General features: G+C 33.7%; 25 protein-coding genes and 1 other RNA gene. 13 read left to right on the top strand and 13 right to left on the bottom strand.

The window, feature by feature from the left end:
- Positions 1 to 10: 10 nt before the first annotated feature.
- The 4 genes from ACKX2A_RS07325 to ACKX2A_RS07310 all read right to left on the bottom strand — a co-directional run bounded on the left by ACKX2A_RS07325 (position 11) and on the right by ACKX2A_RS07310 (position 4,333).
- Positions 11 to 697 (bottom strand): hypothetical protein, encoded by a 687-nt coding sequence (locus tag ACKX2A_RS07325; protein ID WP_415328726.1) that lies wholly within the window; start codon positions 695 to 697, stop codon positions 11 to 13.
- 284 nt (positions 698 to 981) lie between these two features.
- Positions 982 to 1,365, bottom strand: coding sequence for a tetratricopeptide repeat protein (locus ACKX2A_RS07320; RefSeq protein WP_415328725.1), 384 nt, complete (start codon positions 1,363 to 1,365; stop codon positions 982 to 984).
- 159 nt (positions 1,366 to 1,524) lie between these two features.
- The gene (locus tag ACKX2A_RS07315; RefSeq protein ID WP_415328724.1) at positions 1,525 to 2,169 is read right to left on the bottom strand and encodes a hypothetical protein; all 645 of its coding nucleotides are present in this window, start codon (positions 2,167 to 2,169) and stop codon (positions 1,525 to 1,527) included.
- Between the two features lie 145 nt (positions 2,170 to 2,314).
- A complete protein-coding gene (locus ACKX2A_RS07310; protein ID WP_415328723.1) occupies positions 2,315 to 4,333 on the bottom strand; it encodes a M3 family metallopeptidase in 2,019 nt (672 codons plus the stop codon).
- A gap of 212 nt (positions 4,334 to 4,545) precedes the next feature.
- On the opposite strand from ACKX2A_RS07310, the gene ACKX2A_RS07305 reads away from it, so the two are divergent.
- The 5 genes from ACKX2A_RS07305 (at position 4,546) to rimM (ending at position 7,533) form a co-directional block, all read left to right on the top strand.
- Positions 4,546 to 5,076 carry an SRPBCC family protein gene (locus ACKX2A_RS07305; RefSeq protein WP_415328722.1) on the top strand — a complete coding sequence of 177 codons (531 nt, stop codon included), beginning with the start codon at positions 4,546 to 4,548 and terminating at the stop codon, positions 5,074 to 5,076.
- 78 nt (positions 5,077 to 5,154) lie between these two features.
- Positions 5,155 to 5,604, top strand: coding sequence for a hypothetical protein (locus ACKX2A_RS07300; RefSeq protein ID WP_415328721.1), 450 nt, complete (start codon positions 5,155 to 5,157; stop codon positions 5,602 to 5,604).
- Positions 5,605 to 5,736: 132 nt separating this feature from the next.
- Positions 5,737 to 6,258 (top strand): nitroreductase, encoded by a 522-nt coding sequence (locus tag ACKX2A_RS07295; protein ID WP_415328720.1) that lies wholly within the window; start codon positions 5,737 to 5,739, stop codon positions 6,256 to 6,258.
- Between the two features lie 159 nt (positions 6,259 to 6,417).
- Positions 6,418 to 6,978, top strand: a complete 561-nt coding sequence (locus ACKX2A_RS07290; RefSeq protein ID WP_415328719.1) for a 30S ribosomal protein S16 — start codon at positions 6,418 to 6,420, stop codon at positions 6,976 to 6,978.
- 12 nt (positions 6,979 to 6,990) lie between these two features.
- Positions 6,991 to 7,533: a ribosome maturation factor RimM gene (gene rimM, locus ACKX2A_RS07285; RefSeq protein WP_415328718.1), complete on the top strand. Its 543-nt coding sequence runs from the start codon at positions 6,991 to 6,993 to the stop codon at positions 7,531 to 7,533.
- 78 nt (positions 7,534 to 7,611) lie between these two features.
- On the opposite strand, the gene ACKX2A_RS07280 is transcribed toward rimM, so the two are convergent.
- From ACKX2A_RS07280 to ACKX2A_RS07265, 4 genes are all read right to left on the bottom strand, one after another.
- Complete coding sequence (locus tag ACKX2A_RS07280; protein ID WP_415328717.1) at positions 7,612 to 9,282, bottom strand: serine hydrolase domain-containing protein; 1,671 nt, start codon at positions 9,280 to 9,282, stop codon at positions 7,612 to 7,614.
- 178 nt (positions 9,283 to 9,460) lie between these two features.
- Complete coding sequence (locus ACKX2A_RS07275) at positions 9,461 to 10,261, bottom strand: helix-turn-helix domain-containing protein (RefSeq protein WP_415328716.1); 801 nt, start codon at positions 10,259 to 10,261, stop codon at positions 9,461 to 9,463.
- A gap of 1 nt (position 10,262) precedes the next feature.
- Positions 10,263 to 10,499: a hypothetical protein gene (locus ACKX2A_RS07270; RefSeq protein ID WP_415328715.1), complete on the bottom strand. Its 237-nt coding sequence runs from the start codon at positions 10,497 to 10,499 to the stop codon at positions 10,263 to 10,265.
- Positions 10,500 to 10,574: 75 nt separating this feature from the next.
- The gene (locus tag ACKX2A_RS07265) at positions 10,575 to 11,189 is read right to left on the bottom strand and encodes a hypothetical protein (RefSeq protein WP_415328714.1); all 615 of its coding nucleotides are present in this window, start codon (positions 11,187 to 11,189) and stop codon (positions 10,575 to 10,577) included.
- A gap of 131 nt (positions 11,190 to 11,320) precedes the next feature.
- Between ACKX2A_RS07265 and ACKX2A_RS07260 the strand changes: the two genes are divergently transcribed.
- The 5 genes from ACKX2A_RS07260 (at position 11,321) to rpoN (ending at position 17,280) form a co-directional block, all read left to right on the top strand.
- Positions 11,321 to 11,929 carry a hypothetical protein gene (locus ACKX2A_RS07260; protein WP_415328713.1) on the top strand — a complete coding sequence of 203 codons (609 nt, stop codon included), beginning with the start codon at positions 11,321 to 11,323 and terminating at the stop codon, positions 11,927 to 11,929.
- Positions 11,930 to 11,934: 5 nt separating this feature from the next.
- Positions 11,935 to 12,534 carry a CDP-alcohol phosphatidyltransferase family protein gene (locus ACKX2A_RS07255; protein ID WP_415328712.1) on the top strand — a complete coding sequence of 200 codons (600 nt, stop codon included), beginning with the start codon at positions 11,935 to 11,937 and terminating at the stop codon, positions 12,532 to 12,534.
- A 135-nt stretch (positions 12,535 to 12,669) separates the two neighbouring features.
- Positions 12,670 to 14,118 carry an asparagine--tRNA ligase gene (gene asnS / locus ACKX2A_RS07250; protein WP_415328711.1) on the top strand — a complete coding sequence of 483 codons (1,449 nt, stop codon included), beginning with the start codon at positions 12,670 to 12,672 and terminating at the stop codon, positions 14,116 to 14,118.
- 420 nt (positions 14,119 to 14,538) lie between these two features.
- Complete coding sequence (locus ACKX2A_RS07245; protein ID WP_415328321.1) at positions 14,539 to 15,471, top strand: IS110 family transposase; 933 nt, start codon at positions 14,539 to 14,541, stop codon at positions 15,469 to 15,471.
- Positions 15,472 to 15,816: 345 nt separating this feature from the next.
- Positions 15,817 to 17,280: an RNA polymerase factor sigma-54 gene (gene rpoN, locus ACKX2A_RS07240; RefSeq protein ID WP_415328710.1), complete on the top strand. Its 1,464-nt coding sequence runs from the start codon at positions 15,817 to 15,819 to the stop codon at positions 17,278 to 17,280.
- A gap of 185 nt (positions 17,281 to 17,465) precedes the next feature.
- Here rpoN and ACKX2A_RS07235 read toward each other — a convergent pair whose 3' ends face one another.
- The 3 genes from ACKX2A_RS07235 to ACKX2A_RS07225 are packed head-to-tail and all read right to left on the bottom strand — an operon-like array spanning position 17,466 to position 20,310.
- Positions 17,466 to 19,091, bottom strand: a complete 1,626-nt coding sequence (locus ACKX2A_RS07235; protein ID WP_415328709.1) for an AMP-binding protein — start codon at positions 19,089 to 19,091, stop codon at positions 17,466 to 17,468.
- 60 nt (positions 19,092 to 19,151) lie between these two features.
- On the bottom strand, positions 19,152 to 19,826 hold the full coding sequence (locus ACKX2A_RS07230; protein WP_415328707.1) for a beta-carotene 15,15'-monooxygenase: 675 nt from the start codon (positions 19,824 to 19,826) through the stop codon (positions 19,152 to 19,154).
- Positions 19,819 to 20,310, bottom strand: a complete 492-nt coding sequence (locus tag ACKX2A_RS07225) for an RNA polymerase sigma factor (RefSeq protein WP_072954385.1) — start codon at positions 20,308 to 20,310, stop codon at positions 19,819 to 19,821. Before ACKX2A_RS07225 ends, ACKX2A_RS07230 begins: the two co-directional genes overlap by 8 nt.
- 174 nt (positions 20,311 to 20,484) lie before the next feature.
- On the opposite strand from ACKX2A_RS07225, the gene rnpB reads away from it, so the two are divergent.
- Positions 20,485 to 20,810, top strand: an RNA gene (gene rnpB, locus ACKX2A_RS07220) — RNase P RNA component class A.
- A 74-nt stretch (positions 20,811 to 20,884) separates the two neighbouring features.
- Here rnpB and ACKX2A_RS07215 read toward each other — a convergent pair.
- Together ACKX2A_RS07215 and ACKX2A_RS07210 are read right to left on the bottom strand one after the other, a co-directional pair.
- On the bottom strand, positions 20,885 to 21,754 hold the full coding sequence (locus tag ACKX2A_RS07215; protein ID WP_415328705.1) for a PPK2 family polyphosphate kinase: 870 nt from the start codon (positions 21,752 to 21,754) through the stop codon (positions 20,885 to 20,887).
- A 251-nt stretch (positions 21,755 to 22,005) separates the two neighbouring features.
- Positions 22,006 to 22,491 carry a DUF1573 domain-containing protein gene (locus tag ACKX2A_RS07210; RefSeq protein ID WP_415328703.1) on the bottom strand — a complete coding sequence of 162 codons (486 nt, stop codon included), beginning with the start codon at positions 22,489 to 22,491 and terminating at the stop codon, positions 22,006 to 22,008.
- Between the two features lie 128 nt (positions 22,492 to 22,619).
- On the opposite strand from ACKX2A_RS07210, the gene ACKX2A_RS07205 reads away from it, so the two are divergent.
- Entirely contained in the window at positions 22,620 to 25,235 is a 2,616-nt protein-coding gene (locus ACKX2A_RS07205) for a valine--tRNA ligase (RefSeq protein ID WP_415328702.1), read from the top strand.
- A 47-nt stretch (positions 25,236 to 25,282) separates the two neighbouring features.
- Complete coding sequence (locus ACKX2A_RS07200) at positions 25,283 to 25,918, top strand: DUF4241 domain-containing protein (RefSeq protein ID WP_415328700.1); 636 nt, start codon at positions 25,283 to 25,285, stop codon at positions 25,916 to 25,918.
- Positions 25,919 to 25,938: the final 20 nt, after the last annotated feature.

Below are 25,938 nucleotides of genomic sequence, written 5' to 3'. Positions count from 1 at the left end.
AAAGAGGAATTTATTTATTAAAAAGGGGAAGATCTTTTAATTCATCATGAAACACAACTTCTTCAATTGCCTGATTAATCATATATCGAACCTTTGTAAGAGGATGTTCCGGAAATTCTACGTCGTATTCTTCTTTTTCAGATTTATTCATCGGAGTTCCTTCTTTGAATGTGGGATCGTAAGGATCTTCAAACCAATTTTTAAGTCCGGCATCATCAAAGGTAACTTCACCGCTTCCTAAAAATCTATCTAATACAAAAGCATCACGAATTCCCGTGGTTCCTACTTCAACGGCTTGTGTTTTAATCACAAAACTGCAATTTTCGAAAGGAATGGTAACCGATGCAAGGTAGCTCATCCCTTTTTCAGGCTGAGGAAATTTAAATATTGTTTTTACACTCGGAAAACTTTTAAGATTGAAAGTAGAAACTTCGATGATTCCACCTCCTGAATCTGCAACTGAGCGATGAAAACTTCTAAGAGCATCAACATCTTTAATCGTTGGCAAATCGGGAGGGATATTGAAAAAGTATAGTGAAATCAACGCACTTTGTTCAGGGTTTACCCAAACGATTTCTCCATCGTTTTTCTCTACAATGTCCCATCCAAAAGTAGGAATAGAAATGGAATTGATATTTACAGGATTTGTATTTGTAGGTTTGTCAGCGGGTTTTCTTTTCTTGAAAAAATTGAACATATTTTGGTTATAGTTTTTAATTGAAATTATCTTTTATTTTCTTTCATCGCACGAATCAGTTTATCATTTCGTTTGTCTGCTCTTTCATTATTTAAAGACAAAACAGCCCAGATTGCAGCAGGAAGCTAGCCGATAAGTGTAATTTGTAATATTAAACATATGATTCCTGTGAAAATTTTTCCACGAACCATAAAAGATAGAAAGGGAAGAAGTATTGCGAGTAGCATGATTTTTAGGTTTTTAATTTTTTTACAATTTACAAATTAAGATTAAAATGCTCAAAACTAATAAGCTTGTGGATCAAAATGCGCTTTAAAAGTCAACGGATCTTCTTCTTTATCTTCTGCAATCTCAAGATATTCGTGATATTCTTCGGCATGCATTCCCATATCGACCATCACAATAGCTATATTGATGTAGAGATTTTTATCCTCCGAACCTAATTTAAAAGCTTTTTTAAAATAAGAAATTGCTGTCTCATTTTCTCCCATATCAGAATAAATGGCTCCGATATTGATTAAAGCTGCCGTATTTTCAGGTTCAATCAATAAAATATCATCCAGTTCTTTGATGAGAAGATCGTTGATGTCATCCCAATAATCTTCGTTTTCGATTTTTTTGGCTTGGAGTTTTTTTGTGTTTTCTAATCTTTGTTTAATATTGTCCATTATGTATTATTAATGATTAGATTCTATAGTTAATAAATTAATTCAATTTTTCCCAATCTAATATATCGATTTGAAATAGACCCATTTTCGCTTCCGAGTATTCAATTTCTTTTTATAATAAGTATTTAAAAAAAACATCAAATTTTCTAATTCGAAGAACTATTTTATCTTATCAAATTTTTCAATAAATCTTTGTTCAAGTTCACTGCTAAATTTTTTTTGTGGTTCATCATTTTGTAAATCAAAACTATTTTTATCAAAAAGAGGTTGCTTGAATCTATGAACTATATATACTTTATTAATTATTAAATTTAACTTATTACTTGAAAAATCATAAACGTAAATTTTAAAATTTCCATAAAGTAAAGCCCTTGTAGGAGTTTTTTTATGAGTTTCAAAACCTAATTCGTGATTCAAATTCTCATATATGAGCATTGGATCATTTACATCAATATACTGTGTGTTTTTTAAAACAAGTATTATTTTGCTAAAATTATTTTCAGAACATATTTTTTTTAAATCTAAGATTGCCGACTTAGATTCATAAAACATTTTGTAATCAGTGAAATGATTGCTGTAGAATTGTTCAGTCTGTATATTCTTTGATTGAAAGTGATTTTCGATGAATTTAATGAAATTATAGTCAACATCTTTTTCTAAAATTGGTTTTTCATTAAAAAATTCTCCTTTAAAAACTACATAACCCATTTGCGGATTTATATCTGATATAATTCCTATTTTTTGAGTGTAAAAAAAATTAGCAAAAATGCTAAGAAATAATATAAGTATTCTTGTTATGATCATATTTTATTTTTCTAACAATTCTAAGGTAGTTTAATTTCTTTAAAATTGAAAATCCAGACTTCGATAATTATGGTTTTTATATTAAATTAATAAAAAACTCCAAAAAGCCTTAACCTTTTGGAGTCTTAAATTTAATATTAAAATCCTATCCAAACGCTCTCTTCAACAAACTCTCCACTTTAGGCTCGCTTCCTCTGAAATTCTTATACAATTCCATCGGATCTTTTGTACCACCGGAAGAAAGAAGAACTTTATATTTCGCGGCAATTTCAGGATTGAAAATTCCGTTTTCTTTAAAATATTGGAACGCATCGGCATCCAAAACTTCCGCCCATTTGTAAGAATAATATCCTGCAGAATATCCACCCTGGAAAATATGCGAAAAGCTCGGACTCATCGCTGTTTCAGGATTCGTCGGATAAAGCTGAGTCGCTTTCGTGTAATAATCCTCAAGCTCCTTTACGCTCTTACTCTCCAATTCTCCAACCTTAGTGTGATAATTCATATCCAATAATCCAAAACCAATTTGTCTCAAAGTCTGATAACCTTCCATAAAGTTTTTCGATTGAGCAATTTTCTCGATTTTTTCATCCGGTAAAATTTCACCTGTTTTGTAATGTTTGGCGAAAGTTTTTAAGAATTCAGGTTCGTAGCAGAAATTTTCCAAAAACTGAGAAGGCAATTCCACAAAATCCCATTTCACAGAAGTTCCTGAAAGTGTTGGATATTGAGTATTTGCCAACATTCCGTGAAGGGCGTGACCAAATTCATGGAACAAAGTTGTCACCTCTTGGAACGTCAGTAAACTCGGTGTATCTTTCGTCGGTTTACTAAAATTACAAACAATAGAAATATGCGGACGGGAATTTTCGCCATCCTTTTTATACTGATTTTTATAGCTCGTCATCCAGGCTCCGGCTCTTTTGCCTTTTCTCGGGAAATAATCAACATAAAGCAAAGATTTGTATTCTCCATTTTCTTTAACCTCGTAAACTTTTACATCTTCGTGATATTTCGGAATTTCATTCCTTTCTTCAAAAGTCAATCCGAAAAGTTGTTTTGATAATCCGAAAACAGCTTCCTGAACTTGTTCCAATGGAAAGTAAGGTTTTAATTCCTCATCATTAAGATCGTACTTTGCTTTACGAAGTTTTTCTGCATAAAAAGCATGATCATAAGCTTGCATTTCATCGATTCCGTCAGCTTTTGCTAAAGATTTTAATTCTTCGATTTCTTTGTCTGCATAAGGTTTTGCTTTAGTTAAAAGTTCGTTCAGAAAATCAATTACTTTTGTTGGAGATTTTGCCATTCTTTCCTCCAAAACATAGTCAGCATAATCTTTATAGCCTAATAATTCAGCTTTTTGCTGTTTTAAATTCAGCAACTCTTTAATTAAATTCTGATTATCAAATTCACCTCCGTCGAAAGATTTTTTACCGTTTGCTAGGGCAATTTCTTTTCTCAATTCACGGTTTTCAGCATACGTCATAAATGGAATGTAGCTTGGGTATTGTAAAGTTATAACCCAGCCTTCCAGATTTCTTTCTTTCGCTTCTTCGGCATATTGTTCCAAAATGGCTTCCGGAATTCCTGCCAAATCTTCTTTGTTTGTGATGTGTTTGAAATAATTATTGGTTGAAGCCAATACATTTTGTCCGAATTGAAGCGACTTTAAAGATAAATCCATGCTGATTTTCTTTAATTTTTCCTTGTCTTCTTCATTTAATAAAGCACCGCTTCTTACAAAACCTTTGTAAGTTTCATTCAAAAGCATTTGCTGCTCTTCATTCAGATTGTATTTCTCTTTTTCATCGTAAACTTTTTTAATTTTATTGAAAAGCGCTTCGTTTTGAGAAATTTTTGAAGAATATTCCGTTAAAATCGGAGAAACTTCCTGAGCGATTTCCTGAATTTCATCACTCGTTTCTGCTGAGTTTAAATTGAAAAATATATTGGAAACCGCATCCAGTTGTTCTCCTGAATAAGCTAATGCTTCAATAACGTTTTCGAAAGTCGGTTCTTCGGGATTGTTGACTATAGCGTCGATTTCTTCTTCTGATTTTTGAATTAATTCCTTAAAAGCAGGAAGATAATCTTCATTTTTAATTTGATCAAATGGTGCGGAATGATATGGTGTAATAAATTTTTCAGTTAAAATATTCATATTCTAATTTTTAATTAATGTAAATTTAATGATTCTAGTGAATCGACAGCAGAAATGCTCAAAAATGATGCCTGATTGGGAAGTTGTGACAAAAATGCTTTATCTTTAATATCTTGTCATATGCAAAGTTAAAATGTAGTGGGAATGACTAATTTTGAAACGGATTTAATGCTAATGATGTTGAAAAATTTAACCCAAAATATATTTAAACTATGAAAACAATCTTAAAAATTATTGGTGTAATCATCTTGTTGATTGTGGCTTACGCAATTATTGCGATGCTGGCTTTCAGTAAAGATTACCATTTCGAAAAATCAATTGTCATTAATGCACCGAAAGATAAAGTCTGGCAGCATGTAGGCTCTACAAGGGCTTTCAACGACTGGAATCCTTTTGCAAAAGCGGATCCAAATATTCAAATTACCTATTCAGGAACGCCTGGAACTGTTGGTGATGCTTACCATTGGAAAGGAAACGATCAGGTAGGTGAGGGGGAACAGACTGTGACAGCCGTTGTTCCGAACGAAAAATTGTCGAGCGATCTTCATTTCATTAAACCATGGGACGGAGTGGCGAAAGGAAATTTCATTTTAACTCCTGAAGGAAATGGGACAAAAGTAACCTGGTCAATGGATAACGAGCTTAATACCATGATGAAAATAATGAAACCCATGATGGACAGCCAAATGGATAAAATGTTTGGTCAGGGATTAGATGAACTGAAAAAGATTTCTGAAAAATAAAATGAAAGCCTTGTAAATTTTACAGGGCTTTTTTATTATCATTTAAAAAAATATTATCTTTATATAAAGATTTGATTTATGGAGAAGACAATATTTGAGAAAAACGACATAAGAAATTATGTAAAAAACGTGATTGCCGAAAAGATCGAAAAACTGAAAAACTTTATCGAATTTACTCAGGAAGCAAGTCGCGATATCAAAAAAACTCCGAAATATGACAGTATGCGTGAAGAGATGCAGGAAGAAATATATCAAATGCAGCGTCAATTGGGAGCATTAAATGATCTTAAAAGAAATATGGCTAAGGTTTTAAACAACTCAACAGAGAGGATTCAGTTAGGTTCTTTGGTCATTACTAATAAAGCACGTTTTTACATCTCGGTTTCGCTTGGGGAGTTTTTTTTTGAGGGTGACCGTTTCTACGCCATTTCTCCCGAAAGCCCGATGGCTAAAAAAATGATGGGAATGAAATCAGGAGATGATTTTACATTGAATAAAATACATCAGGAAATTGTAGAGGTGATATAAAACTTATCAATGATAAGTTATGAATTTTTCTTCTCAAAGTCATTTTGACGAAGGAGAAATCTATTGATGTTAAGAGTGAAAAACTATCAAGCATCAGCAGTCAGCTATCAACTTTTTCGTAATTTTGCGCTCATGAATAAAGCAGAAGTTTTAAAAGGAATCATAGAGCAAAGAAGAAGTATCTTTCCAAAAGATTATGCAGAAACAGGAATTTCTCAGGAAATTTTGGATGAAATTTTGAATTCAGCGACATTTGCTCCCAATCATAAACGTACAAAACCCTGGCGTTTTAAAATATTCAGAGGGGAGGAAAAGGCAAAATTGGCTTTAGAAATGCAGTCGATTTACAAGACTTCTCAACCAGAACATCTTTTTTTAGAGAAAAAATACAATGACATCGGTTTTAAAATCAATAAAGCTGATGCCGTGGCTTCCATCGTTGTTAATTTCAGCAGAATGGTTCCTGAATGGGAGGAAATCGCTGCGGTTTCTATGGCAGTACAGAATATGTATCTTACTTGTACAGCCAATGAGATCGGATGCTACTGGAGTTCTCCGAAAATCGTTGAACAGTTGAAAGAATCTTTAACAATCGAAGAAAACCAGAAATGTCTTGGTTTATTTTACATGGGTGTTTCTAATGTAACAGTATAACAGTTTATCAATGTATCAATTCTAAAAAAGTAAGATCAATATTATTATATTACTAGATTGATAAATTGTTACAGATATTAATTGTTAAATTAGATTTTTTGTTTATCTTTGCACTCTTAAATATTTAACTGGGACGAGTTCCCATAAAATTCAAACATTATGTCAGTAAAAATCAGATTACAAAGACACGGATCTAAAGGGAGACCTTTTTTCCACATCGTGGTTGCAGATTCTAGAGCTAGAAGAGATGGTAAATTCATCGAAAAAATCGGAACTTACAACCCAATTACTAACCCTGCAACTATCGATTTGAACGTTGATTCTGCTGTAAAGTGGTTAAACAACGGTGCTCAGCCAACTGATACTGCAAGAGCAATTCTTTCTTACAAAGGTGCACTTTACAAAAAACACTTACAAGGTGGTGTTGCTAAAGGAGCTTTTGATGAGGCTGAAGCTGAAAAGAGATTCAATGCTTGGTTAGAAGCTAAAGAAGCAAAAGTACAAGGTAAAGTAGAAGGTTTGGCTCAATCTAAAGTTGATGCTAAGAAAGCTGCTTTAGAAGCTGAAGCTAAAGTAAACGAAGCTAGAATCGCTGCTGCTGCACAAGCTGAAGCTGATGCTAAGGCTGCTGAAGAAGCTGCAAACGCACCTGCTGAAGAAGTTGCTACAGAAGGAGAAGCTCCTGCTGCTGAATCTACAGAAGAAAATACTGAGGCTTAAGAAAAATCCTGTATGCGTAAAGAAGATTGCTATTTGTTAGGAAAAATCACACGCAGACACGGACTTGCGGGAAATGTAATCCTTAAATTGGATACAGATCAACCCGAGCTTTACAATAAACTGGAATCAATATTCGTTGAAATCAACGGATTATTGGTTCCTTTTTTTATTGCAAAATCATCTTGGAGCAAATTAGATGCTCTGAATATTGCTTTCAAAAATTCTACAGAAATGCTGGTAGACCAGTCTTTAGGTAAAAATGTCTATTTACCCTTGGCTTCTTTACCAAAACTGACAGGCAAACAATTTTACTACCACGAAATCATCGGTTTCGAAATTTTTGATGAAAATAATAATAACTGTGGTGTGATTCGATCTGTAAATGATCAAACCGCTCAGGTTTATTTTATCACCAATCTTGATGGAAAGGAAGTCGTTATTCCTATGATCAAAGACTGGATTCTTGAAGTTGATCGTGAAGAACGAACCATCAAAATGCAGCTTCCTGAAGGTCTTATTGATGTTTTTTTGGTTCCTTCTAAGAAAGACGAATAATCTTCTCGTGAGATCTCAATTCACGATTGACCATTCACATTATTGACCAAATTTTTACTACTCATTACCAATTGCTTATTACTCATAAACTGCGGGTAATATATATTCCTGTATAATTTTATCAACCTGAGAATGAGCGTAAGGTTGTCCATATGCACTTGCTGTAATTACGATTACCAGTGGCTTGTCTTTAAAAATCAAGATATAGTTTCCTCCGTTTCCTGCACAATAGTAAGCTTCATATAATTTGTCTTTTGATTTATAGCTTTTATTCCAGAACAGATAACCATAATATTCATTTTTTCTGTCGGGTATTTGCTTTTGTTTTGTAAAAGTGCCGTTTACCCAACTCTTGGAGAGAATATGTTTTCCATTCCAAATCCCGCCGTTTTTATAAAGCTGTCCGTATTTTGCGAAATCCAAAGCATTCATTTTAATTCCTCCTGCTGTATTTGGTACATTCTGGGGTGTATATTGCCATTCGTAATGATTTATTCCGAGGGGTTTGAATAACTTTTCATCAGCATAATTCTTCAAACCATCTGGAACAGATTGATCAAGAATATCTCCTAAAAGAACCACTCCTGCAGTAAAATAATGCCATTGATGATTAAGCTTCTCCTGAAATGGCAAATCCAGCGTAAATTTTATCCAATTTTGAGTAGAGTACATATTCTCCTCGTTTCCGGGACTGTTTCCGTCTTCATCATTTCCGTCGAATCCGGAGCTCATCGTCAGCAGATCTTTAATGGTAACCTGCTCTTTGGCTTTACTAAAATTTTCAAATTGATTAAGCTGATAAAAATCTTTAATGGGTTGTTGTTCATCTTTGATATAACCATCTGAAATTGCCTGTCCCATTAACGTTGAAGCAAAAGATTTCCCAACAGAACGCGGGTCGTGCAGCGTTTCTCTATTTTCGCCATTGAAGTATTCTTCAATTAATATTTTTCCGCTTTTTATAACGACAACGCTATTTATCTTTTTAAATATTCCCTCATCTATAGAACCTTTTAGTAATTTTATTTTTTCGGTATCATATTTTTCTTTGGAGATAGAAAATCCATCGTAAGGAACTATTTTATTTAAAGTAATATTTGAAATGTCAATTTTGGGATTTCTTACAACATTCAGTTTCAGGCTTCCGGAAGCAATTATCTCGCCTGTTTTTAGAATTCCGTTTTTTACATAAGGTCGGATTTCCATTTTCAGAGTATGACTGCCGTCCGAAAGAGCTTGATCTCCACCATTATTAAGAAATCGATTCCAAAAAGATTCGCTCCAGGAACCTTGACCATTCATATTATCTATAAAAGGGCGATTCAGAAAGGTAGCCCTATCTTGAACTTCAGATTGTGGAGCTCCCGGCATTAGATTACTTTTATAAATTTCGTTTCCATCTACGAATAATGTAAATTGATAATTTCCACTTTTAAATAAAGAATCGACAGGAATTTTCGGCGATAAAAAGTGCTTATAATTGGTCAAAGAATTGTCAAAGTAAGCGACAAAAAAGAGATTACTCTTATTCGTAAGCGTGTAAGAATTCAGAAAATCTTTCTGCTTCAAAATATCATTCCCTATTTTCTTATCTGTAAAAAATATTTTGCCAATATTATTTTTATGTAATTCTGTTTTTATACCTTCAGTTTCGACAATATTTAATTTTTGACCGAAAGAAAAAAAATGAAATATTATTGATAGAACTAAAGATAGAGAGAATTTAGATTGTTGTGAGAATTTAGACATGATGATCTTTTTTGTCTGACAAAATTAGACTTTGACTTTCAAAAAAAATAGAATGAAATTAACGTTTTATAATTTACGCAGATTATACGGATTTCACAGATTATTGTACATATTTTTAAAACTTACAAAATTAAAAGATAAACATCAGTGAAATCCGTGTAATCTGTGGGATAAAAAATCATTTCAAAATCTTCCGATATTTCAATGGAGTAACTCCCATATTTTCCTTAAAACAGCGAATAAAATGACTTTGATCCGAAAATCCACATTCTAATGCAACCTCCGATAAAGACTCAAATTCATTCAAAAGTTTTAGTGATTTTTCAACTTTTAATTTTCTCAGATATTCTCCCAAATTACAATGAAAATATTTTTGAAAATCCCTGCTCAAATGCATTGGATGAATATTTAAATCTTCTGAAAGTTCATGTAAACTGAGTTTGTCTGTACAATTTTCATGTAAGATTTCATCAATTTGTTTTACCCAAATCGGTTTTTTCTCTGAATTTCCTTTTTGATTGGATAATTGATTAAAAATATTCAGTAAAAGCTGATGAACACTTAATTCAAATGAATCAACACCAATTTTTGTTTCTTTAAAAATCTGATACATCAATAATTTTAAAGACGGATTTTTAATATTAAAACTTCCTTCAATCTGATTTTTCGAAAGTTGAAATTTTTCAAACCAATCTTCTGTAATTTCAATGTGAAATCCGCGTGTAAAAATTTCAGGTTTTAAGTTGTAATGCGCATCTTCCCAATGATGATAAAGTAACGTTCCGGATGAACAATCGTAGATTTCTTTTTTATTTCCTTCCTTCATATTTCCCTGTAGCAGAAAGGTGAAATAAGGATTTTCATGATAATGCCAATCAACGAAAGGATGGGTGTATTCCGTATCCGTAATGGTCAATCCATCGAAACTGAATGTCGCGTTGGTTTGCCCAAAAAATTCACCATTACGAAGGTTTTTCATATTATAGTTTTTGCTTTAAATTTTCAATCTGTCTATATATTTTATTGAAAAATATTTTTCTGTCACGATTTCCCGAAGTGTTCAGTGATTTTGAGTTTTGAATCTGATGTTCAAAATAATTCTTCGTTTCATTACAGGTTTTAGCATCATTAATCAAAATATATCCGAACATATTCGTAGGCAACGCAAAAAGCGACTGTTGCGGATGATAAAAAAATATATCGTTGGAAAGATGCATCAATTCATTTTCATAAAGATGAAATTTAGGATTATTTTCTGTCTTTTGCTCGATATATTCGATTAAATCTTTTAACTAATTTAAAATAATTTCGGCTTCATTTTTCTTTAAAAGTCCGGTTTCGTAGTAAAATAAAATTTGCTGCAAAATACTGGAAACAGTCATATCATTCCATAATTCAACAACATTTTGCTCTTCATATTTTTTTCTTAGTTCTTTGGTATTGGGTTCAGAATCCGGTGGTGAAAACTGCAAGAAAGGAATGAAAACCTGTTTTGAATTCAATAAATTCATCCAAACATAAATTTTGAAACGGGAAAGCAAAGTATCTGAAAGCGTATAAAAAAACGGAATATCTTTCGCCGAATAATAAATCGTCATCCCATCCGATAGCGGAAGATTTTCAAAAACATTAAGATTATTTTGAAAAAATGACTGTAAATCATTCGTTTCAGTAACTGCCGTAGTTTTTTGCACAACAATTTGTTGATCGGAAGTGATGAATTGATTTAACGAGATTTGATAATATTTTGCCAATTCCAAGCCTTCTTCAAAACTGAATTTTGCTTTAAGAGAAGTTCTTCTATGTGCTGCATCATAGCTAATATTCAGGATATTCGCAATTTCGTCATTCAACGATTTATCGCCAATTTTCTTTCGAATTTCCTTAAGCAAACGTTCCTGATGCATGGTTTTGTGATTTTCACAAATTTAGTTATTTATTTTAATTTTTTTTCGCATTTGTTTTCGCGTTTTTCGCCAATAATTTTGAGTCATAAATTTTAAAATAATGAATTATGAGAACACGGATTTTATTAATAATGAGCCTTTTATTAATTAATTTTTTTAAAGCTCAAGATAGTTTAAACCTAAAAAAAACAAAAGTTGTCGCTTTTTCTCCATCGAAAAATGTAAAAAACGTAAACGGATTATTGTTTAAGTATTTTGATGAAGAGGGCGAAAATTTTAAACCTAAAAAAGTAAATGGATTAGGAATGGGAGTCAACTTCATTGGTGTTTTTTTTCCTGCGATGATGTTGTTTAATTTACCGGAAGCTAATAAATGGAATTTTGAAAGTACGGGGATTGCCAATAAAGATAAAATGAATAAAATCAACGGGATGCAATTGTCACTAATAAATATGGAACCTACAATCACTAATGGTTTGGAATTTAATATTTCCAGCAATATTGGAAGTCATGCGATAACAAATGGAGTAGCAATTTCTCCAATTTTGAATATTCACGATGAAATGAAAGGGGTTTCGGTGGCAACTCTCGCCAATGTTGGAAAAAAATGCAGAGGTCTGCAAGTCGGTGCCTTCAATAAATGTGATGATTTTAGAGGGGTACAAATAGGTTGGTGGAATGAAAATGAGAAGAGAAAACTGCCTCTTATCAATTGGAATTTTAAGGCTAAAAAAAATTAAAAATCATGAAAACAATACCATATCTATTAATCGCTACAAGATTTATTCTGGCTCCAATTATTTTATCATTAGCTTATTTCAAGGGCGAAGAATCCCGATTTTTAATTTTAGGATTAATGTATTTCGGATTATTGACAGATATTTTCGACGGAATTATTGCCCGAAAAGTCGGCGTTTCTTCTGAAAAATTAAGAAGACTAGACAGTCAAACCGATTTGATTTTCTGGCTTTCATTGGGATTTGCATCTTATTTTTTAAGCCCTGAATTAATAAAAAGCGAATGGAAAGGAATTGTTTTAATCTTCGTGATGGAAGCACTTTGTTATGTCGTAAGTATTTGGAAATTTGGAAAAGAAACCTGTACTCATGCTTTTTTATCGAAGATGTGGGGATTAAGTTTGCTGATTGCCTTTACTTATTTAATCGGATTTCAACAGGCAGGTTGGGCTTTTTATCTTGCTGTGATTTTAGGATTTATTTCTCATATCGATGTTATTTTGATTGTTTTAATACTTCCAAAATGGCAATATGACGTTCCAAGTTCTTACCATGCCTGGAAAATCCGAAACGGTAAAAAACATAAAAAGTCGATCTTCTTTAATTAAAATAATATTTAAAGCATAGTTTTTCGTTAAATAATTGATAAATGATTTTTTAATTAAGACAGCGTCATCATCAAATTGCGCTGTTTTTTTGTAACTTTGCACTCATTAATTTTTATAGAAAATTTTAATCAACAAATGAAAAAGCAGACAATTAAGGAAATCCTACAGGATTACAAGAAAGTATTACATCATGACATTACGGTTTACGGTTGGGTAAGAGCGTTCCGTTCAAATCGCTTTATTGCGCTAAATGATGGTTCTACGATTAATAATTTGCAAATAGTTGTTGATTTCGAAAATTTTGACGAAGAAATTATTAGCAAAATCAGCACTGCAGCTTCTTTGAAAGTTGTAGGAGAGGTTGTAGAAAGTCAGGGAGCTGGACAAACTGTTGAAATTATCGCTAAAAAAATCATTATTTTAGGAGATAACTTTACAGAAGAAAGAGATAAAACGATTCTTCAGCCGAAGAAACACTCTTTAGAAGTTTTAAGAGAACAAGCACATTTAAGATTCAGAACAAATTTATTCGGGGCGGTTTTCAGAGTACGTCACGCTGTGAGTTTTGCGGTGCATTCTTTCTTCAACCAAAACCAGTTCTTTTACATCAACACACCTGTCATTACAGGAGCTGATGCGGAAGGAGCAGGTGAAATGTTTGGAGTAACGAACTTCGATTTAAACAATATTCCAAGAGATGAGCAGGGAGATATCGATTTCGCTCAGGATTTCTTCGGTAAAAAAACGAACTTAACGGTTTCCGGACAGCTTGAAGGTGAAACTGCAGCAATGGGATTGGGAAGAATTTATACTTTCGGACCAACTTTCCGTGCAGAAAATTCTAACACAACTCGTCATTTGGCGGAATTCTGGATGATCGAGCCGGAAGTTGCCTTCAACAATCTTGAAGATAACATCGACCTTGCGGAAGATTTCCTGAAATATGTGATTCAATATGTTTTAGATAATTGTAAAGATGATTTGGACTTCTTAGACAAGCGTTTCGAAGAAGAGCAAAAAGGAAAAGCAGAAAAAGACAGAGCGAAAGAAGGTTTGATTGAAAAACTTCAAAATGTGATTGCTAAACGTTTCAAACGTGTAAGCTATACAGAAGCAATCGAAATCTTAATGAACTCAAAAGAGAATAAAAAAGGGAAATTCCAGTATCCGGTGGAAAACTGGGGCACCGATCTTCAATCTGAGCACGAAAGATATTTGGTTGAAAAACATTTCGAAAGTCCGGTAGTTTTATTTGATTATCCGAAAGAAATCAAGGCATTCTACATGAAATTGAACGACGATAACAAAACAGTTGCAGCAATGGACGTTCTTTTCCCTGGAATCGGTGAAATTATCGGTGGTTCTGAGAGAGAAGCTAGATTAGATGTTTTAAAACAGAAAATGGCAGATATGCATGTTGATGAGCATGAGCTTTGGTGGTATTTAGACACAAGAAAATTCGGTTCTGTTCCGCATGCAGGATTTGGTTTAGGATTGGAAAGATTGGTTCTTTTCGTAACAGGTATGACGAACATCAGAGACGTGATTCCTTTCCCAAGAACACCGAAAAATGCAGAGTTTTAAAAAACTTTAGGTATAAATTATACAAATCCTTCTCATTTAATGGGAAGGATTTTTTATTTGAAGCTATTTCCCGCTTTCCACTGTATCTTTTTTGTTACGGCTTCGCTTTGCTCCGCCGCAACAAAAAGGATGTCGTTCCAATGGTAAGTTTGCATTAAGAAAAACCGATTTATAAATTAGTTAAAAAAATTAACTTTAAGAAAAAGCAGCAGGATAAAGACAGACGTTCAATTGATAGATAGATATCGCCCCTGATTTTATTCCCCTGCTGCTGTTTTCTTCCAAATCCGGATAGAACATTGTTGGTAATAACTTTTACCATGATGGATCAGAAGAAAACCTCTTTATAAAAAAGATTTATGATGGCAAAATTATCAAAAAAAGTGATTGGAGTAGATGTAGGGTCTAAGTTTTTTAACGTTGAGTTTTAATGATCACAATGGTCAGGATCAAATTAGTAATATCGAAAACAATCAGCGCTCGATATTATCATTTTTAAAGAAAATATCCTCAGATGATTATTGTTTTGTTATTGAAGCTACCGGTAATTACAGTAGTAGAATTCTTCATTTTTCTTTGGGTAAAGATTTTAAATCCAACCTTATAAACTGTATGTCTGTCAAGCATTTTGCAAGGATGAAAAATATTATTACAAAAACTGATGCCGAAGACGCCAAGTTGATCAGGCTTTATGGTGAGATGTTCCGTCCTGAGAATTACATGCCCAAAAGTATTGAGATTGAACATCTTGACCAAGAGATTAAACTGTTGAATGATTTGGAAGAAGAAAAACGCCGATATGCTGTAAAACTAAAATCGCTTCGTTTTAATCCTTACCTAAATCCAGATACAGAAAAGCATTATGAAAGGAGGTTGAAACAGTTGGAAAAAGAAATCAATGAAGTTGAGCAACGCCTTCCAAAACTTCAGGATGAAGAGTTTAAGGAAGTGAAGGATTTAATACAAAGTGTATCGGGAATTGGCGAAAAGACTTCATTACAATTAATGGCAGCAACTTCCGGTTTTAAGAATTTTGAATCTGCAAAGTCATTGGTTAAATATTTTGGATTGGCTCCCAGAATTTATCAGTCTGGAAAAAAATGTTATTCTCCGGGAAAGTGCAGAACCTCTAAAACTCATATCAGAAGTCTACTGTATGTTTGCTCGTGGACCGCAATAAAACACAACGTTCACTGCAAAGAACTTTATTTAAGATTATTGGCCAAAGGCAAACCTAAGAAATTGGCATTGATTGCCGTTTGTAATAAACTCTTAAGAATCTGTTTTGGTGTGGTCAAAAATAAAATAGCTTATCAAGCAGATTATCAGAAAAACTTTAAAATTTTAACTTGAAGAATTTGCATATTAACATAGAACATCGGGGCTATGGTGTAAGTTATCCATAAAGCATTCGGTAAATTTTCACAAAGTTTGTCATTCCATAGGAATCTCAACACCATTTTGCTAAAACTCGAGTCTAGATTCTTACGGAATGACAAACCGTATGTAACGAAGAAAAATTAAAATAAATAAAAAAAACCACAAAAAAAGCCTTTAAAAATCAATTAAAGGCTTTTTTGTTTATTTTAAATAGTTTATCGTGGTATGTTGAGTGCAAAAATCGTGCTAAAAATTATTTTATATCAAAAAAATGACTAAATTCGTAGAATATGTTATGTTAAAACACAAAATAGTAATATGCTTAAACAACACTTACAACTCAAATTAGGACAGAAGATGGCGCCTCAGCAAATCCAGTTGATGAAGTTGATCCAGCTTCACACCTTGGAATTTGAAGAAGAGCTGGAAAGGGAGTTAGAAGAGAACCCTGCTTTGGAAATTGTAAAGGAAGAGTCGAAAGAGGACGATTATTCTTCTCTGGAAGATGCGTATCAAGACGAAGGAACGGAAAGCATTGAGACTGATTTTGATGTAGACCAATATCTTTACGACGACGAACCGACTTATAAAACTGCGTCCAGCAACTATTCTCCGGACGACGAGGAATTCGATAACGAAAGTCTTTTGACGGAAGGACAATCTTTATATGATTATCTAACAGAACAGATTCATTTATCAAGCATCAACGAAGAAGATCTTAAAATCGCTGAATATATCATCGGAAACCTTGATACAGACGGATATTTAAGAAGAGAAATAAAATCTATTGTTGATGATCTTGCGTTTTCCCAGGGAATTTACACCACGAAAGAAAGAGTAGAAGATATTCTTGAAAATTACGTTCAGAAGCTGGATCCGCCAGGGGTGGGAGCGAGAGGTCTGCAGGAATGCCTTTTATTGCAAATCGAAAAGAAAGTGAGTTCTGATAAAGCAGTTTCTTTGGCGGCCAATATTTTGAGACATCAGTTTGATGCTTTGACGAATAAGCACTACAACAAGATTATTCAAAAATATGATATTGAAGAAGAAGATTTGAAGGACGCTTTAGATGAAATTTCAAAATTATCTCCAAAAGTAGGTGGAAACTTCGATACACAGACAATTACGATCAATCAGGAGATTATTCCGGATTTTGTGATTCAGGTGAAAGACGGTTTGGTTATTCCAATGCTGAACAGCAAAAATGCACCAACTCTAAGAGTTTCTGAGGAATATAAAGATATCTTAACAACATATTCTCACGATAAAAATTCATCTGAGCACAAGCAGGCTGCTTTATTTATCAAACAAAAACTGGATGCTGCAAAATGGTATATTGATGCAATTAATCAACGTCAGAATACTTTACTGCAAACGATTACAGCGATTGTGAAATTCCAGAAAGATTATTTTATTACAGGTGACGAAAAGTCCTTAAAACCAATGATTTTAAAGGATGTTGCTGATATTACAGGATTTGATATCTCAACAATTTCAAGGGTTGTAAAAAGTAAATATGCGGATACACCGAATGGAATTGTTTACTTAAAAGATTTATTCTCTGATAGTTTAACGAATGATGATGGTGAAGAGGTTTCTACGAAAGAAATTAAAACACATCTTCAGGAAGTGATCAGCAAAGAAAATAAGCGAAAACCTCTGACGGACGATGCTTTGGTAGTCATCTTAAAAGAACAAGGTTACAATATTGCAAGAAGAACGATTGCAAAATATCGTGAACAGCTAAATATTCCTGTCGCAAGATTAAGAAAAGAATTATAAAATAGAAAGCAGTTCGGTTTGAACTGCTTTTTTATTGTTTTTAATTTGAATTGAAATTTTATAGAATAATTTTAAGTTTTGGCTAAAGCCGATAGGTAAATTTCCTTTTTTGAAAACGGGCTAAAGCCCGTTCCTATTGATGAAAAACGTTGTGTTTATTTGTGAAATATTAGTGCAATTTGTGTTTAAACAAGTTTAAACTTTTCCAATCCAAGCTCCTTCATAGAAACCTCACGCATTTCAACTTTCCTAATCTTTCCTGAAATCGTCATTGGAAATTCATCCACAAACTTCCAGTATTTTGGAACTTTATAATGGGCGATTCTGCTTTTGCAATAGTCTAAAAGTTCAGCTTCGGTTACGTTAAAACCTTTTCTCACTTTCACCCAAGCCATCACTTCTTCCCCGAATTTCTCACTTGGAACTCCAATAATCTGAACATCTAAAATATTAGGATAAGTATACAGGAAATCTTCAATTTCTTTAGGCGAAATATTTTCACCACCGCGAATGATGAGATCTTTTATCCTTCCGGAAATTGTGATGTAACCTTCATCATCCATCACAGCCATATCTCCAGTGTGCATCCAGCGCGAATCGTCTAAAACCTTTTTGGTATTTTCGGGATCGTTCCAATATTTCAGCATGACGGAGTAACCTCTTGTGCACAATTCTCCATGTTCGCCACGTTCTACGATTCTTCCATTTTCGTCGATAATTTTTATTTCTAAATGATTCTGAACTGTTCCCACCGTATTCACCTGTTTCTCAAAAGGTGTTCCGATCAAAGTTTGCGTTGAAACAGGAGATGTTTCCGTCATTCCGTAGCAGATGCTCATTTCTTTAATGTTCATTAAATTTTCAACCTTTTTCATAATCTCTGGCGGACAAACAGAACCAGCCATCACGCCTGTTCTTAAACTCGAAAAATCAAAAGTATCGAAATTTTTTACGGCTAATTCGGCGATAAACATGGTAGGAACTCCATATAATGATGTACATTTTTCATCAGAAACGACTTTTAACGTAATATCCGGATCAAAACTGTCATTCGGAATCACCATACAGGCGCCGTGAGAAGTGCAGCAAATATTTCCGATCACCATTCCGAAGCAATGATAGAATGGAACGGGAATGCAAACTCTGTCTTTTTGTGTATATTTTAATCGAATTCCGATAAAATACCCGTTATTTAAAATATTGTGATGAGAAAGCGTCACACCTTTTGGAAATCCCGTTGTTCCGGATGTATATTGAATATTCACAGGATCATCAAACTGAACATGTTCTTCAAAACTATGCAAAGTATCGTCTGAAATTTCCTGGCCGTTATTCAAGAAGTCTTCCCAATTGTCATCAAAGAAAATTTCTGATTTTAAAGTCGTGCAGAATTCTCGTGCATCAGCAATCATTTTTCTATAATCGCTTGATTTAAAATTTAATGACGAAAAAATATGAGACATTTCCGACTGATTGATCACGAAAATAAGTTCGCTGGTTCTGTAAGCCGGATTGATATTCACTAAAATAACTCCGATTCGAGCCGTTGCATATTGCAAAAGAACCCATTCGTAACGGTTTGCAGCCCAAACTCCGACACGATCGCCGGTTTTTGCTCCTAGAAAAATTAATGCTTTCGCGACCGCCGTTGTCTGATTATAAAATTCCTGATACGTTGCGCGATAGTCCTGGTGTACGCAGATCAGCGCGTCTTGATTGGGGTATTTTTCAACAGTGTGTTTTAAGTTGCTTCCGATGGTTTCACCTAGTAATGGGATGTCAGAAGCACCATGTACGTAAGATAAGTGCATAAAGTGAAAGATTTGGATAAATAAAATTAATAATTTAATCCCAAACTGCCACTTTTTATGTTAAATTTCCTGTGAATCTATTTCTCGAAGTTGCTTTAAATTCCGATCAAGTTTTTTAATGATAATTCCGTAAACTAGCTTGTAGTAAAGCCAAATCAATAAAATACTTAAAACCATACTTACTACAATTCCAACGATAACGATGGTAAGATCCGCAGTTTTTGGTTCAATATTCTGAGTATTTAAAGCATAAAATATAAATGCAGTGAAAACCGATGTAAACGCCACCAACAAAACAATGCTAATTAGAATGAAAGCATTTACGGTTTTTTTAAATTTAATAATTCTTGTAATCAGCCCTTTTAAGTTTTCCTCAATCTTGATTTTTCGATAATTCTGATAAAATTTAAACACAAAATAAGCGGTAACCAATAAACTTAAAATTTTTATGGCTAAATAAGTATTATCGAAATTATTTTCAACTTCTGGAGTTTTTTGAGCTCCCAATCTTTCTAAAACCTTTATAAAGCTATTAGATTCTTCACCCTGGAAAAAATAAAACAATCCCAATACAGAAAAGAAAATAAATTCTGCAACACTGATCCAGAAAATATACTTCACATAATTGCGCGACTTTCTGTTCAACATTTTTAAGATTTCGTTGTCGTCGTATTTTTCCTGAACAGGCTGTTCCTGCCACGTTTTCTTAAAGCTGTCTAAATCAAATTCAGGCATATTTTTCCATCTGTTCTTTAAGGGTTTTCTTTAATCTGTTCATTTTCACACGCGCATTTACTTCGGTAATCCCGAGGTTTTCTGCAATATCCTTGTAAGGCAAATCATCCAGATACATCATTACGATCGCTCTTTCCACGTTGGGAAGCGTCTTTATTACAGTATACAAAAGTGATACCTGCTGTTGTTTTTCGTCATCATCTTCGATAAAATCTGCATGATTGATGTCTAATTCGTTTGTAGGCAGGCTCTTGCTTTTTTTTCTGAAAAGGGTAATGGCTGTATTCAGAGCAACACGGTACATCCACGTAGAAATTTTAGAATTTCCTTTAAATGAGTCATAACTTCTCCACAATTGTAACACAATTTCCTGAAAAAGATCTTCCTCGTCCTCCAAAGAATTGGTGTATAAACGCGAAACTTTAATAATCAGTCCCTGATTATCCTTAATAAGCTGCGCAAATTCTTTTTCCTTTGAAGCCAATGTGAATGAGTAGTTTAGTTGCACGAAGATAATAATTATGTGGTAATTATTGAGAGTTATGAATTATAAATTATGAGTTATAAGTTTTTTGACAAAAATGTTCTTTAAAGAAGGCTCTTGAAGACTCATAACTTATAACTTTCAACTCATAACTAATTTGTATCTTTGCAGCCACGAGAAAGTCGGCTTGTTGATTCTTATTTCGGTAAGGGTAGGAAAGTCCGGACACCATAGAGCAGCAAAGCGGATAACATCCGTCACCCGCGAGGGTAGGACAAGTGCAACAGAAAGAATGTACAGTTCGGCTGTAGTGAAACCAGGTAAACTCTTTGTGGTGCAATGATAAGTATATCGGTTCTTTTCAGCAATGAAAATAGGAGTTGCTCGCTCTGAAAGCCGAGGGGTAATCAGCTCAAGTTTTGCAGTAATGTACGACGTAGATAAATAACAGGCGCTTCTTTCGGGAAGAACAAAATCCGGCTTATAGATTTTCTCGTGATTTTTAATAATATGCCACGAATACACGAATTTTATAATATCATCCGTACATTCGTGACAATTTAATTTCTTTCTTTTACTCGCTTTCCAACTGCTTTTTCGCTTCTTGCAAACCAAGAACTTCTTCTTTCGAAAGCTTCGGATATTTCAAATCCATTTTTTCCAGAGTATCAATGATAATCTGTATTGCAGCTACTCTTGCAAACCATTTATTATCTGCCGGAAGAACATACCAAGGTGCATCATCTTTTGAAGTTTCGTTGATGGCAGTTTCGTAGCACTCCATATATTTATCAAATAAAGCTCTTTCCGGAAGATCTGCAGTGGAAAATTTCCAGTTTTTATCCGCTTCATTGATTCGGTCTAAAAGTCTTTTCTTTTGCTCGCCTTTAGAAACATTTAAAAATATTTTAACGATGGTTGTTCCGTTTTGAGCAAGATGTTTTTCAAAATTTCGGATGCTTTCGTAGCGGTTTTCCCAAAATTTATTGTCAAAATCCTTTACAGATTTCCATGTTTTTTCACTTAAATTATATTCAGGATGAACTTTACAAACCAACACACTTTCATAATGCGAACGGTTGAAAATTCCAATCATTCCCTTTTGAGGCAATGCCAGATAATGTCTCCATAAGAAGTCATGGGTATATTCTTTGGATGTGGGAGTTTTAAAACTTGTCACATTACAGCCCTGCGGATTTACTCCTCCAAAAACATGTTCAATCATGCTGTCTTTTCCTGCTGCATCCATCGCCTGAAGTACCACCAAAAGAGATTTGCTTCCATCTGCATACAATCTTTCCTGCAATTCGCGAAGTTTTTCCTTTTCCTGAATCAACAATTGAGTTCCTTCTTCTTTCGTGAGCTTTCCTTCATATTTCGTTGAAGTTTTTTTGATTGAAAATTTTCCTTTTACTAAAAAGTCATCTGAGAAATTGGTGTCCATATTTTTTATAGTTATTAAAAGATTAAAGATTAAAGATTAAAGATTAAAGATTAAAGATTAAAGATTAAAGATTAAAGATTAAAGATTAAAGATTAAAGATTAAAGATTAAAGATTAAAATTATATCTAAATTTAAGCTTTTAGTAGTCATCTATCAACCAATAACGAGTAACCATCAACTAAACCCAACATAAATTTAATAAAAAACCGCCTCGATGGAGACGGTTTCTTTATTTTTAAAGTAGAAATTTACTATTTTGCAGCAGTTTTAGCGGCTTTTTTAGCAGCTTTAGCGGCAGCCTTTGCAGCAGCTTTTTCTTCTTTAGCCTTCACTTTCAACTCTTCTGGAGTTAATGGTTTTGGTTCCGGAGCGTTTGCATCTACGTTTCCTTTGATGTAAATTACGCTTCTGCTGTTTGCAGGGTCGTTAGAAAATACCTCGATCATTTTGTTGAAACCACCATTAATAGCTGTGTTGTATCCAACTTTGATCTGAGCAGATTTTCCAGGCATAATAGGATCTGTCTTGAATTCAGGAGTTGTACATCCACAAGATGCTTTTACATTTGAAAGAACAAGAGGCTTATCACCAGTGTTTGTAACAGTGAAAAATCTTGTACCATCTGAGTTGGGCTTTATTGTGCCATAGTCAAATGTAGTTTTATCAAACGTAATAGTCTGTGCAGATGCTAGAGCGAATGTTCCAAATAATGCAATTCCTGCGATTAATTTTTTCATATTCTTGAATGTTAATATGTTTGTTAGATAAATTTTGAGAAACAAAGTTAAAAATTATTTTAATTCATACTCAAAATTTTTTTTCTTTAGCCTATTTTTGCAAATTGTAAATTAAAGAAATAGAATTTATGCAGATTTCAGAAAAGTACAATCCACAGGAAACAGAACAAAAGTGGTACAATTACTGGTTGGAAAACAAATACTTCCATTCAGAGCCGAATGACAAGCCGCCTTACACTGTTGTAATTCCTCCGCCAAACGTTACGGGGATCTTACACATGGGGCATATGCTTAATAATACCATCCAAGATGTTCTGGTCCGTCGTGCAAGAATGCAGGGCTTCAATGCTTGTTGGGTTCCGGGAACAGATCATGCTTCAATTGCTACTGAAGCTAAAGTTGTTGCTAAACTGAAATCAGAAGGGGTCAGTAAATCTGATATTACCCGAGAAGAATTCTTAAAACATGCTTGGGACTGGACCGATAAATATGGAGGGACAATTCTTGAGCAGTTGAAAAAACTAGGTTGTTCTTGCGATTGGGACAGAACCCGTTTCACGATGGAGCCAAAACTTTCTCAGCAGGTTATCAAATCTTTTGTTGATTTATACAATAAAGGACTGATTTACCGTGGCTACAGAATGGTCAACTGGGATCCTGAAGCGAAAACCAATATTTCAGACGAAGAAGTAATTTTCAAAGAGCAAAACGGAAAATTATATTTCCTAAAGTATAAAATTGAAGGTTCGGAAGAATTCCTTTCAGTTGCTACAACGCGTCCTGAAACGATTTTCGGAGATACTGCAGTTTGTATCAATCCTAATGATGAGCGATATGCTCATTTAAAAGGCAAAAAAGTAATTGTACCGATCGTTGACAGAGTAATTCCTATCATCGAAGACGAATATGTTGATATTGAATTCGGAACAGGCGCATTGAAAATTACACCGGCTCACGACATCAATGACTACGAAATCGGACAAAAGCACAATCTTCAGATGATTGATGCTTTGGATGATGACGGAAATCTGAATGATTACGGTTTACATTACGCCGGAAAAAACAGATTTGATGTAAGAAAACAAATCGCGAAAGAATTAGAAGAAAAAGATCTTTTGTTAAAAGCAGAAGATTACGTAAATAAAGTAGGAACTTCTGAAAGAACAGGTGCGGTGATTGAACCTAAAGTTTCTGTTCAATGGTTCTTAAAAATGTCTGAAATTGCAAAGCCAGCTTTGGATGTTGTAATGGATGATGAGGTTAAATTTTATCCTGAAAAGTTCAAAAATACGTACAAACACTGGATGGAAAACATCCGCGATTGGAATATTTCCCGTCAATTATGGTGGGGACAGCAAATTCCTGCGTTCTATTATGGAGACGGCGAAAATGATTTCGTAGTTGCAGAGACCATTGAAGAAGCATTAGAACTTGCAAAACAAAAAACAAATAACGATCAACTAACAGTCAGTAACCTAAAACAAGACGAAGATGCTCTTGATACATGGTTCTCATCTTGGTTGTGGCCAATGTCAGTTTTTGACGGATTGCTAGATCCTGAAAATAAAGACATCAATTATTATTATCCAACTTCAGATTTGGTAACAGGTCCGGATATTATTTTCTTCTGGGTGGCAAGAATGATCATGGCAGGTTTGGAATACAGAAAAGAAGTTCCGTTCAAAAATGTTTATTTTACAGGAATTGTAAGGGATAAACAGAGAAGAAAGATGTCAAAATCTTTAGGAAATTCACCGGATCCATTGGAATTGATGGATAAATATGGAGCAGATGGAGTTCGTGTAGGAATTTTATTAAGTTCTGCAGCTGGAAATGACCTTCTTTTTGATGAAGATTTAATGCTTCAAGGAAGAAATTTCATGTCAAAAATCTGGAGTGCTTTCCGTTTGATTAACATGTGGAATCATGAAGATAAACCTGCGAACTCGACAGAAATTCAGGCAATTGAATGGTTTGAAAATAAATTGAATAAAACAATCGTTGAAATTAATGATCAGTTTGAGAAATTTAGAATTTCTGATGCTCTGCATTTGATCTATAAATTAATCTGGGACGATTTCTGTTCATGGTATCTGGAAGCGATTAAACCAAATTACGGTGAAGGAATTTCTAAAGAAGTTTACAACAAAACTGTTGCTCTTTTTGAGGAATTAATGAAACTATTACATCCGTTTATGCCTTTCTTAACAGAAGAATTGTGGCAGACGATTTCTGATAGAAGTATTGAAGATGCATTAATCATTTCTCAGCAGAAAAAAGCGGAAGCTTTCAGTGAAGATATTATTAAAAACTTCGAAACGGCATCCGAAATTATTTCAGGTGTAAGAAATTACCGTCAAACGAAAGGTATTTCTCCAAAAGAAGCCGTTGAAATTTATACCAATGCTTCGGAATTTGCAAACGAATCGGTTATTAAAAAATTAGCCAACGTTTCAGAAATTCATTTTGGAACAAAAACAGATAAGCCGAGCTTTACATTCTTGGTTGGAGCGACAGAAATTTCTATTCCATTAAGTGAAAACTTAGATTTAGGAGAAGAGAAAGCTAAAACAGAAGAAGAATTAAAATATTTAAAAGGATTCTTAATTTCGGTTGATAAAAAACTTTCAAACGAAAAATTTGTTGCCAACGCAAAACCAGAAGTTGTAGAAGTTGAGCGTAAAAAACAAAAAGATGCTCTTGACAAAATTGCAATTTTGGAAGAGAAATTAAAAACTTTATAATAAATAAACCTTCAAGGTTTTTAAAACCTTGAAGGTTTCAAAATAAAATGACACACTTAAAAAACATACAAAACCTATTCTCAAAAAACTTCGTAGAAAGTCCTTTATTGGAGAGCTTCGAGGTTGGGAAGATCTATCTTTCAAGTGGGAAGCTGGTATCTTGTGATCCGTTGATTACAAACGATATGCAGCCTTTCACAACAGAATTTCCAAAAGGAGATTTTTCTGTTTTGTTGCATAAGGAAAGAGAAAGCAATTGTGTGGCGTATGCCGAAATTATTTTCAGCCAGTCTGAAATTACAGATTGGAAATTGGCAACAACAGCAGGACAAAATATAAAAGATCTGGCAGATGGTGAGGTGTTCGGATATCCTGTGGAAAGCGGTATGGGATGCTTTATGGATGTTGATACACAGAATAATTTAAATGAACTGGAGCAAAAACTGTATCGTAGAAAAGGTGTAGATTTCATGGGAATTTATGAGGAATTTTTCCATGATTATTTCTTTGATGAAAATGGTGCAATCGATCAATATGCATTTTTGAAACCATCGGAAGAACATCCTGGAACTATTTTTGCCTTTGAAACAGGATACGGAGAAGGTTTTTATGCAAGCTACATCGGGTATGATAAAAATCAGGCTCCCGTAAAAATTGTAACTGAATTTATAGAAATTAGTTAATTAAAGTTAATTATTTTTGA

This window comes from Chryseobacterium sp. MMS23-Vi53 (assembly GCF_047651245.1).
GTDB lineage: Bacteria > Bacteroidota > Bacteroidia > Flavobacteriales > Weeksellaceae > Chryseobacterium.
This window is presented reverse-complemented; position numbering and strand designations above follow the sequence as displayed.

Excerpts from the sequence above, each read along its gene's own strand:
- ACKX2A_RS07210 (WP_415328703.1), bottom strand. The coding sequence starts at position 22,491 with ATGAAAAAATTAATCGCAGGAATTGCATTATTTGGAACATTCGCTCTA.
- ACKX2A_RS07260 (WP_415328713.1), top strand. The coding sequence starts at position 11,321 with ATGAGCCTTTTATTAATTAATTTTTTTAAAGCTCAAGATAGTTTAAAC.
- ACKX2A_RS07290 (WP_415328719.1), top strand. The coding sequence starts at position 6,418 with ATGTCAGTAAAAATCAGATTACAAAGACACGGATCTAAAGGGAGACCT.
- ACKX2A_RS07255 (WP_415328712.1), top strand. The coding sequence starts at position 11,935 with ATGAAAACAATACCATATCTATTAATCGCTACAAGATTTATTCTGGCT.
- ACKX2A_RS07275 (WP_415328716.1), bottom strand. The coding sequence starts at position 10,261 with ATGAAAAACCTTCGTAATGGTGAATTTTTTGGGCAAACCAACGCGACA.
- ACKX2A_RS07265 (WP_415328714.1), bottom strand. The coding sequence starts at position 11,189 with ATGCATCAGGAACGTTTGCTTAAGGAAATTCGAAAGAAAATTGGCGAT.
- ACKX2A_RS07235 (WP_415328709.1), bottom strand. The coding sequence starts at position 19,091 with ATGCACTTATCTTACGTACATGGTGCTTCTGACATCCCATTACTAGGT.
- ACKX2A_RS07230 (WP_415328707.1), bottom strand. The coding sequence starts at position 19,826 with ATGCCTGAATTTGATTTAGACAGCTTTAAGAAAACGTGGCAGGAACAG.
- rpoN (WP_415328710.1), top strand. The coding sequence starts at position 15,817 with ATGCTTAAACAACACTTACAACTCAAATTAGGACAGAAGATGGCGCCT.
- ACKX2A_RS07215 (WP_415328705.1), bottom strand. The coding sequence starts at position 21,754 with ATGGACACCAATTTCTCAGATGACTTTTTAGTAAAAGGAAAATTTTCA.
- ACKX2A_RS07320 (WP_415328725.1), bottom strand. The coding sequence starts at position 1,365 with ATGGACAATATTAAACAAAGATTAGAAAACACAAAAAAACTCCAAGCC.
- ACKX2A_RS07325 (WP_415328726.1), bottom strand. The coding sequence starts at position 697 with ATGTTCAATTTTTTCAAGAAAAGAAAACCCGCTGACAAACCTACAAAT.
- ACKX2A_RS07315 (WP_415328724.1), bottom strand. The coding sequence starts at position 2,169 with ATGATCATAACAAGAATACTTATATTATTTCTTAGCATTTTTGCTAAT.
- ACKX2A_RS07280 (WP_415328717.1), bottom strand. The coding sequence starts at position 9,282 with ATGTCTAAATTCTCACAACAATCTAAATTCTCTCTATCTTTAGTTCTA.
- ACKX2A_RS07205 (WP_415328702.1), top strand. The coding sequence starts at position 22,620 with ATGCAGATTTCAGAAAAGTACAATCCACAGGAAACAGAACAAAAGTGG.
- ACKX2A_RS07305 (WP_415328722.1), top strand. The coding sequence starts at position 4,546 with ATGAAAACAATCTTAAAAATTATTGGTGTAATCATCTTGTTGATTGTG.
- asnS (WP_415328711.1), top strand. The coding sequence starts at position 12,670 with ATGAAAAAGCAGACAATTAAGGAAATCCTACAGGATTACAAGAAAGTA.
- ACKX2A_RS07200 (WP_415328700.1), top strand. The coding sequence starts at position 25,283 with ATGACACACTTAAAAAACATACAAAACCTATTCTCAAAAAACTTCGTA.
- ACKX2A_RS07310 (WP_415328723.1), bottom strand. The coding sequence starts at position 4,333 with ATGAATATTTTAACTGAAAAATTTATTACACCATATCATTCCGCACCA.
- ACKX2A_RS07300 (WP_415328721.1), top strand. The coding sequence starts at position 5,155 with ATGGAGAAGACAATATTTGAGAAAAACGACATAAGAAATTATGTAAAA.
- ACKX2A_RS07295 (WP_415328720.1), top strand. The coding sequence starts at position 5,737 with ATGAATAAAGCAGAAGTTTTAAAAGGAATCATAGAGCAAAGAAGAAGT.
- rimM (WP_415328718.1), top strand. The coding sequence starts at position 6,991 with ATGCGTAAAGAAGATTGCTATTTGTTAGGAAAAATCACACGCAGACAC.
- ACKX2A_RS07270 (WP_415328715.1), bottom strand. The coding sequence starts at position 10,499 with ATGCATCTTTCCAACGATATATTTTTTTATCATCCGCAACAGTCGCTT.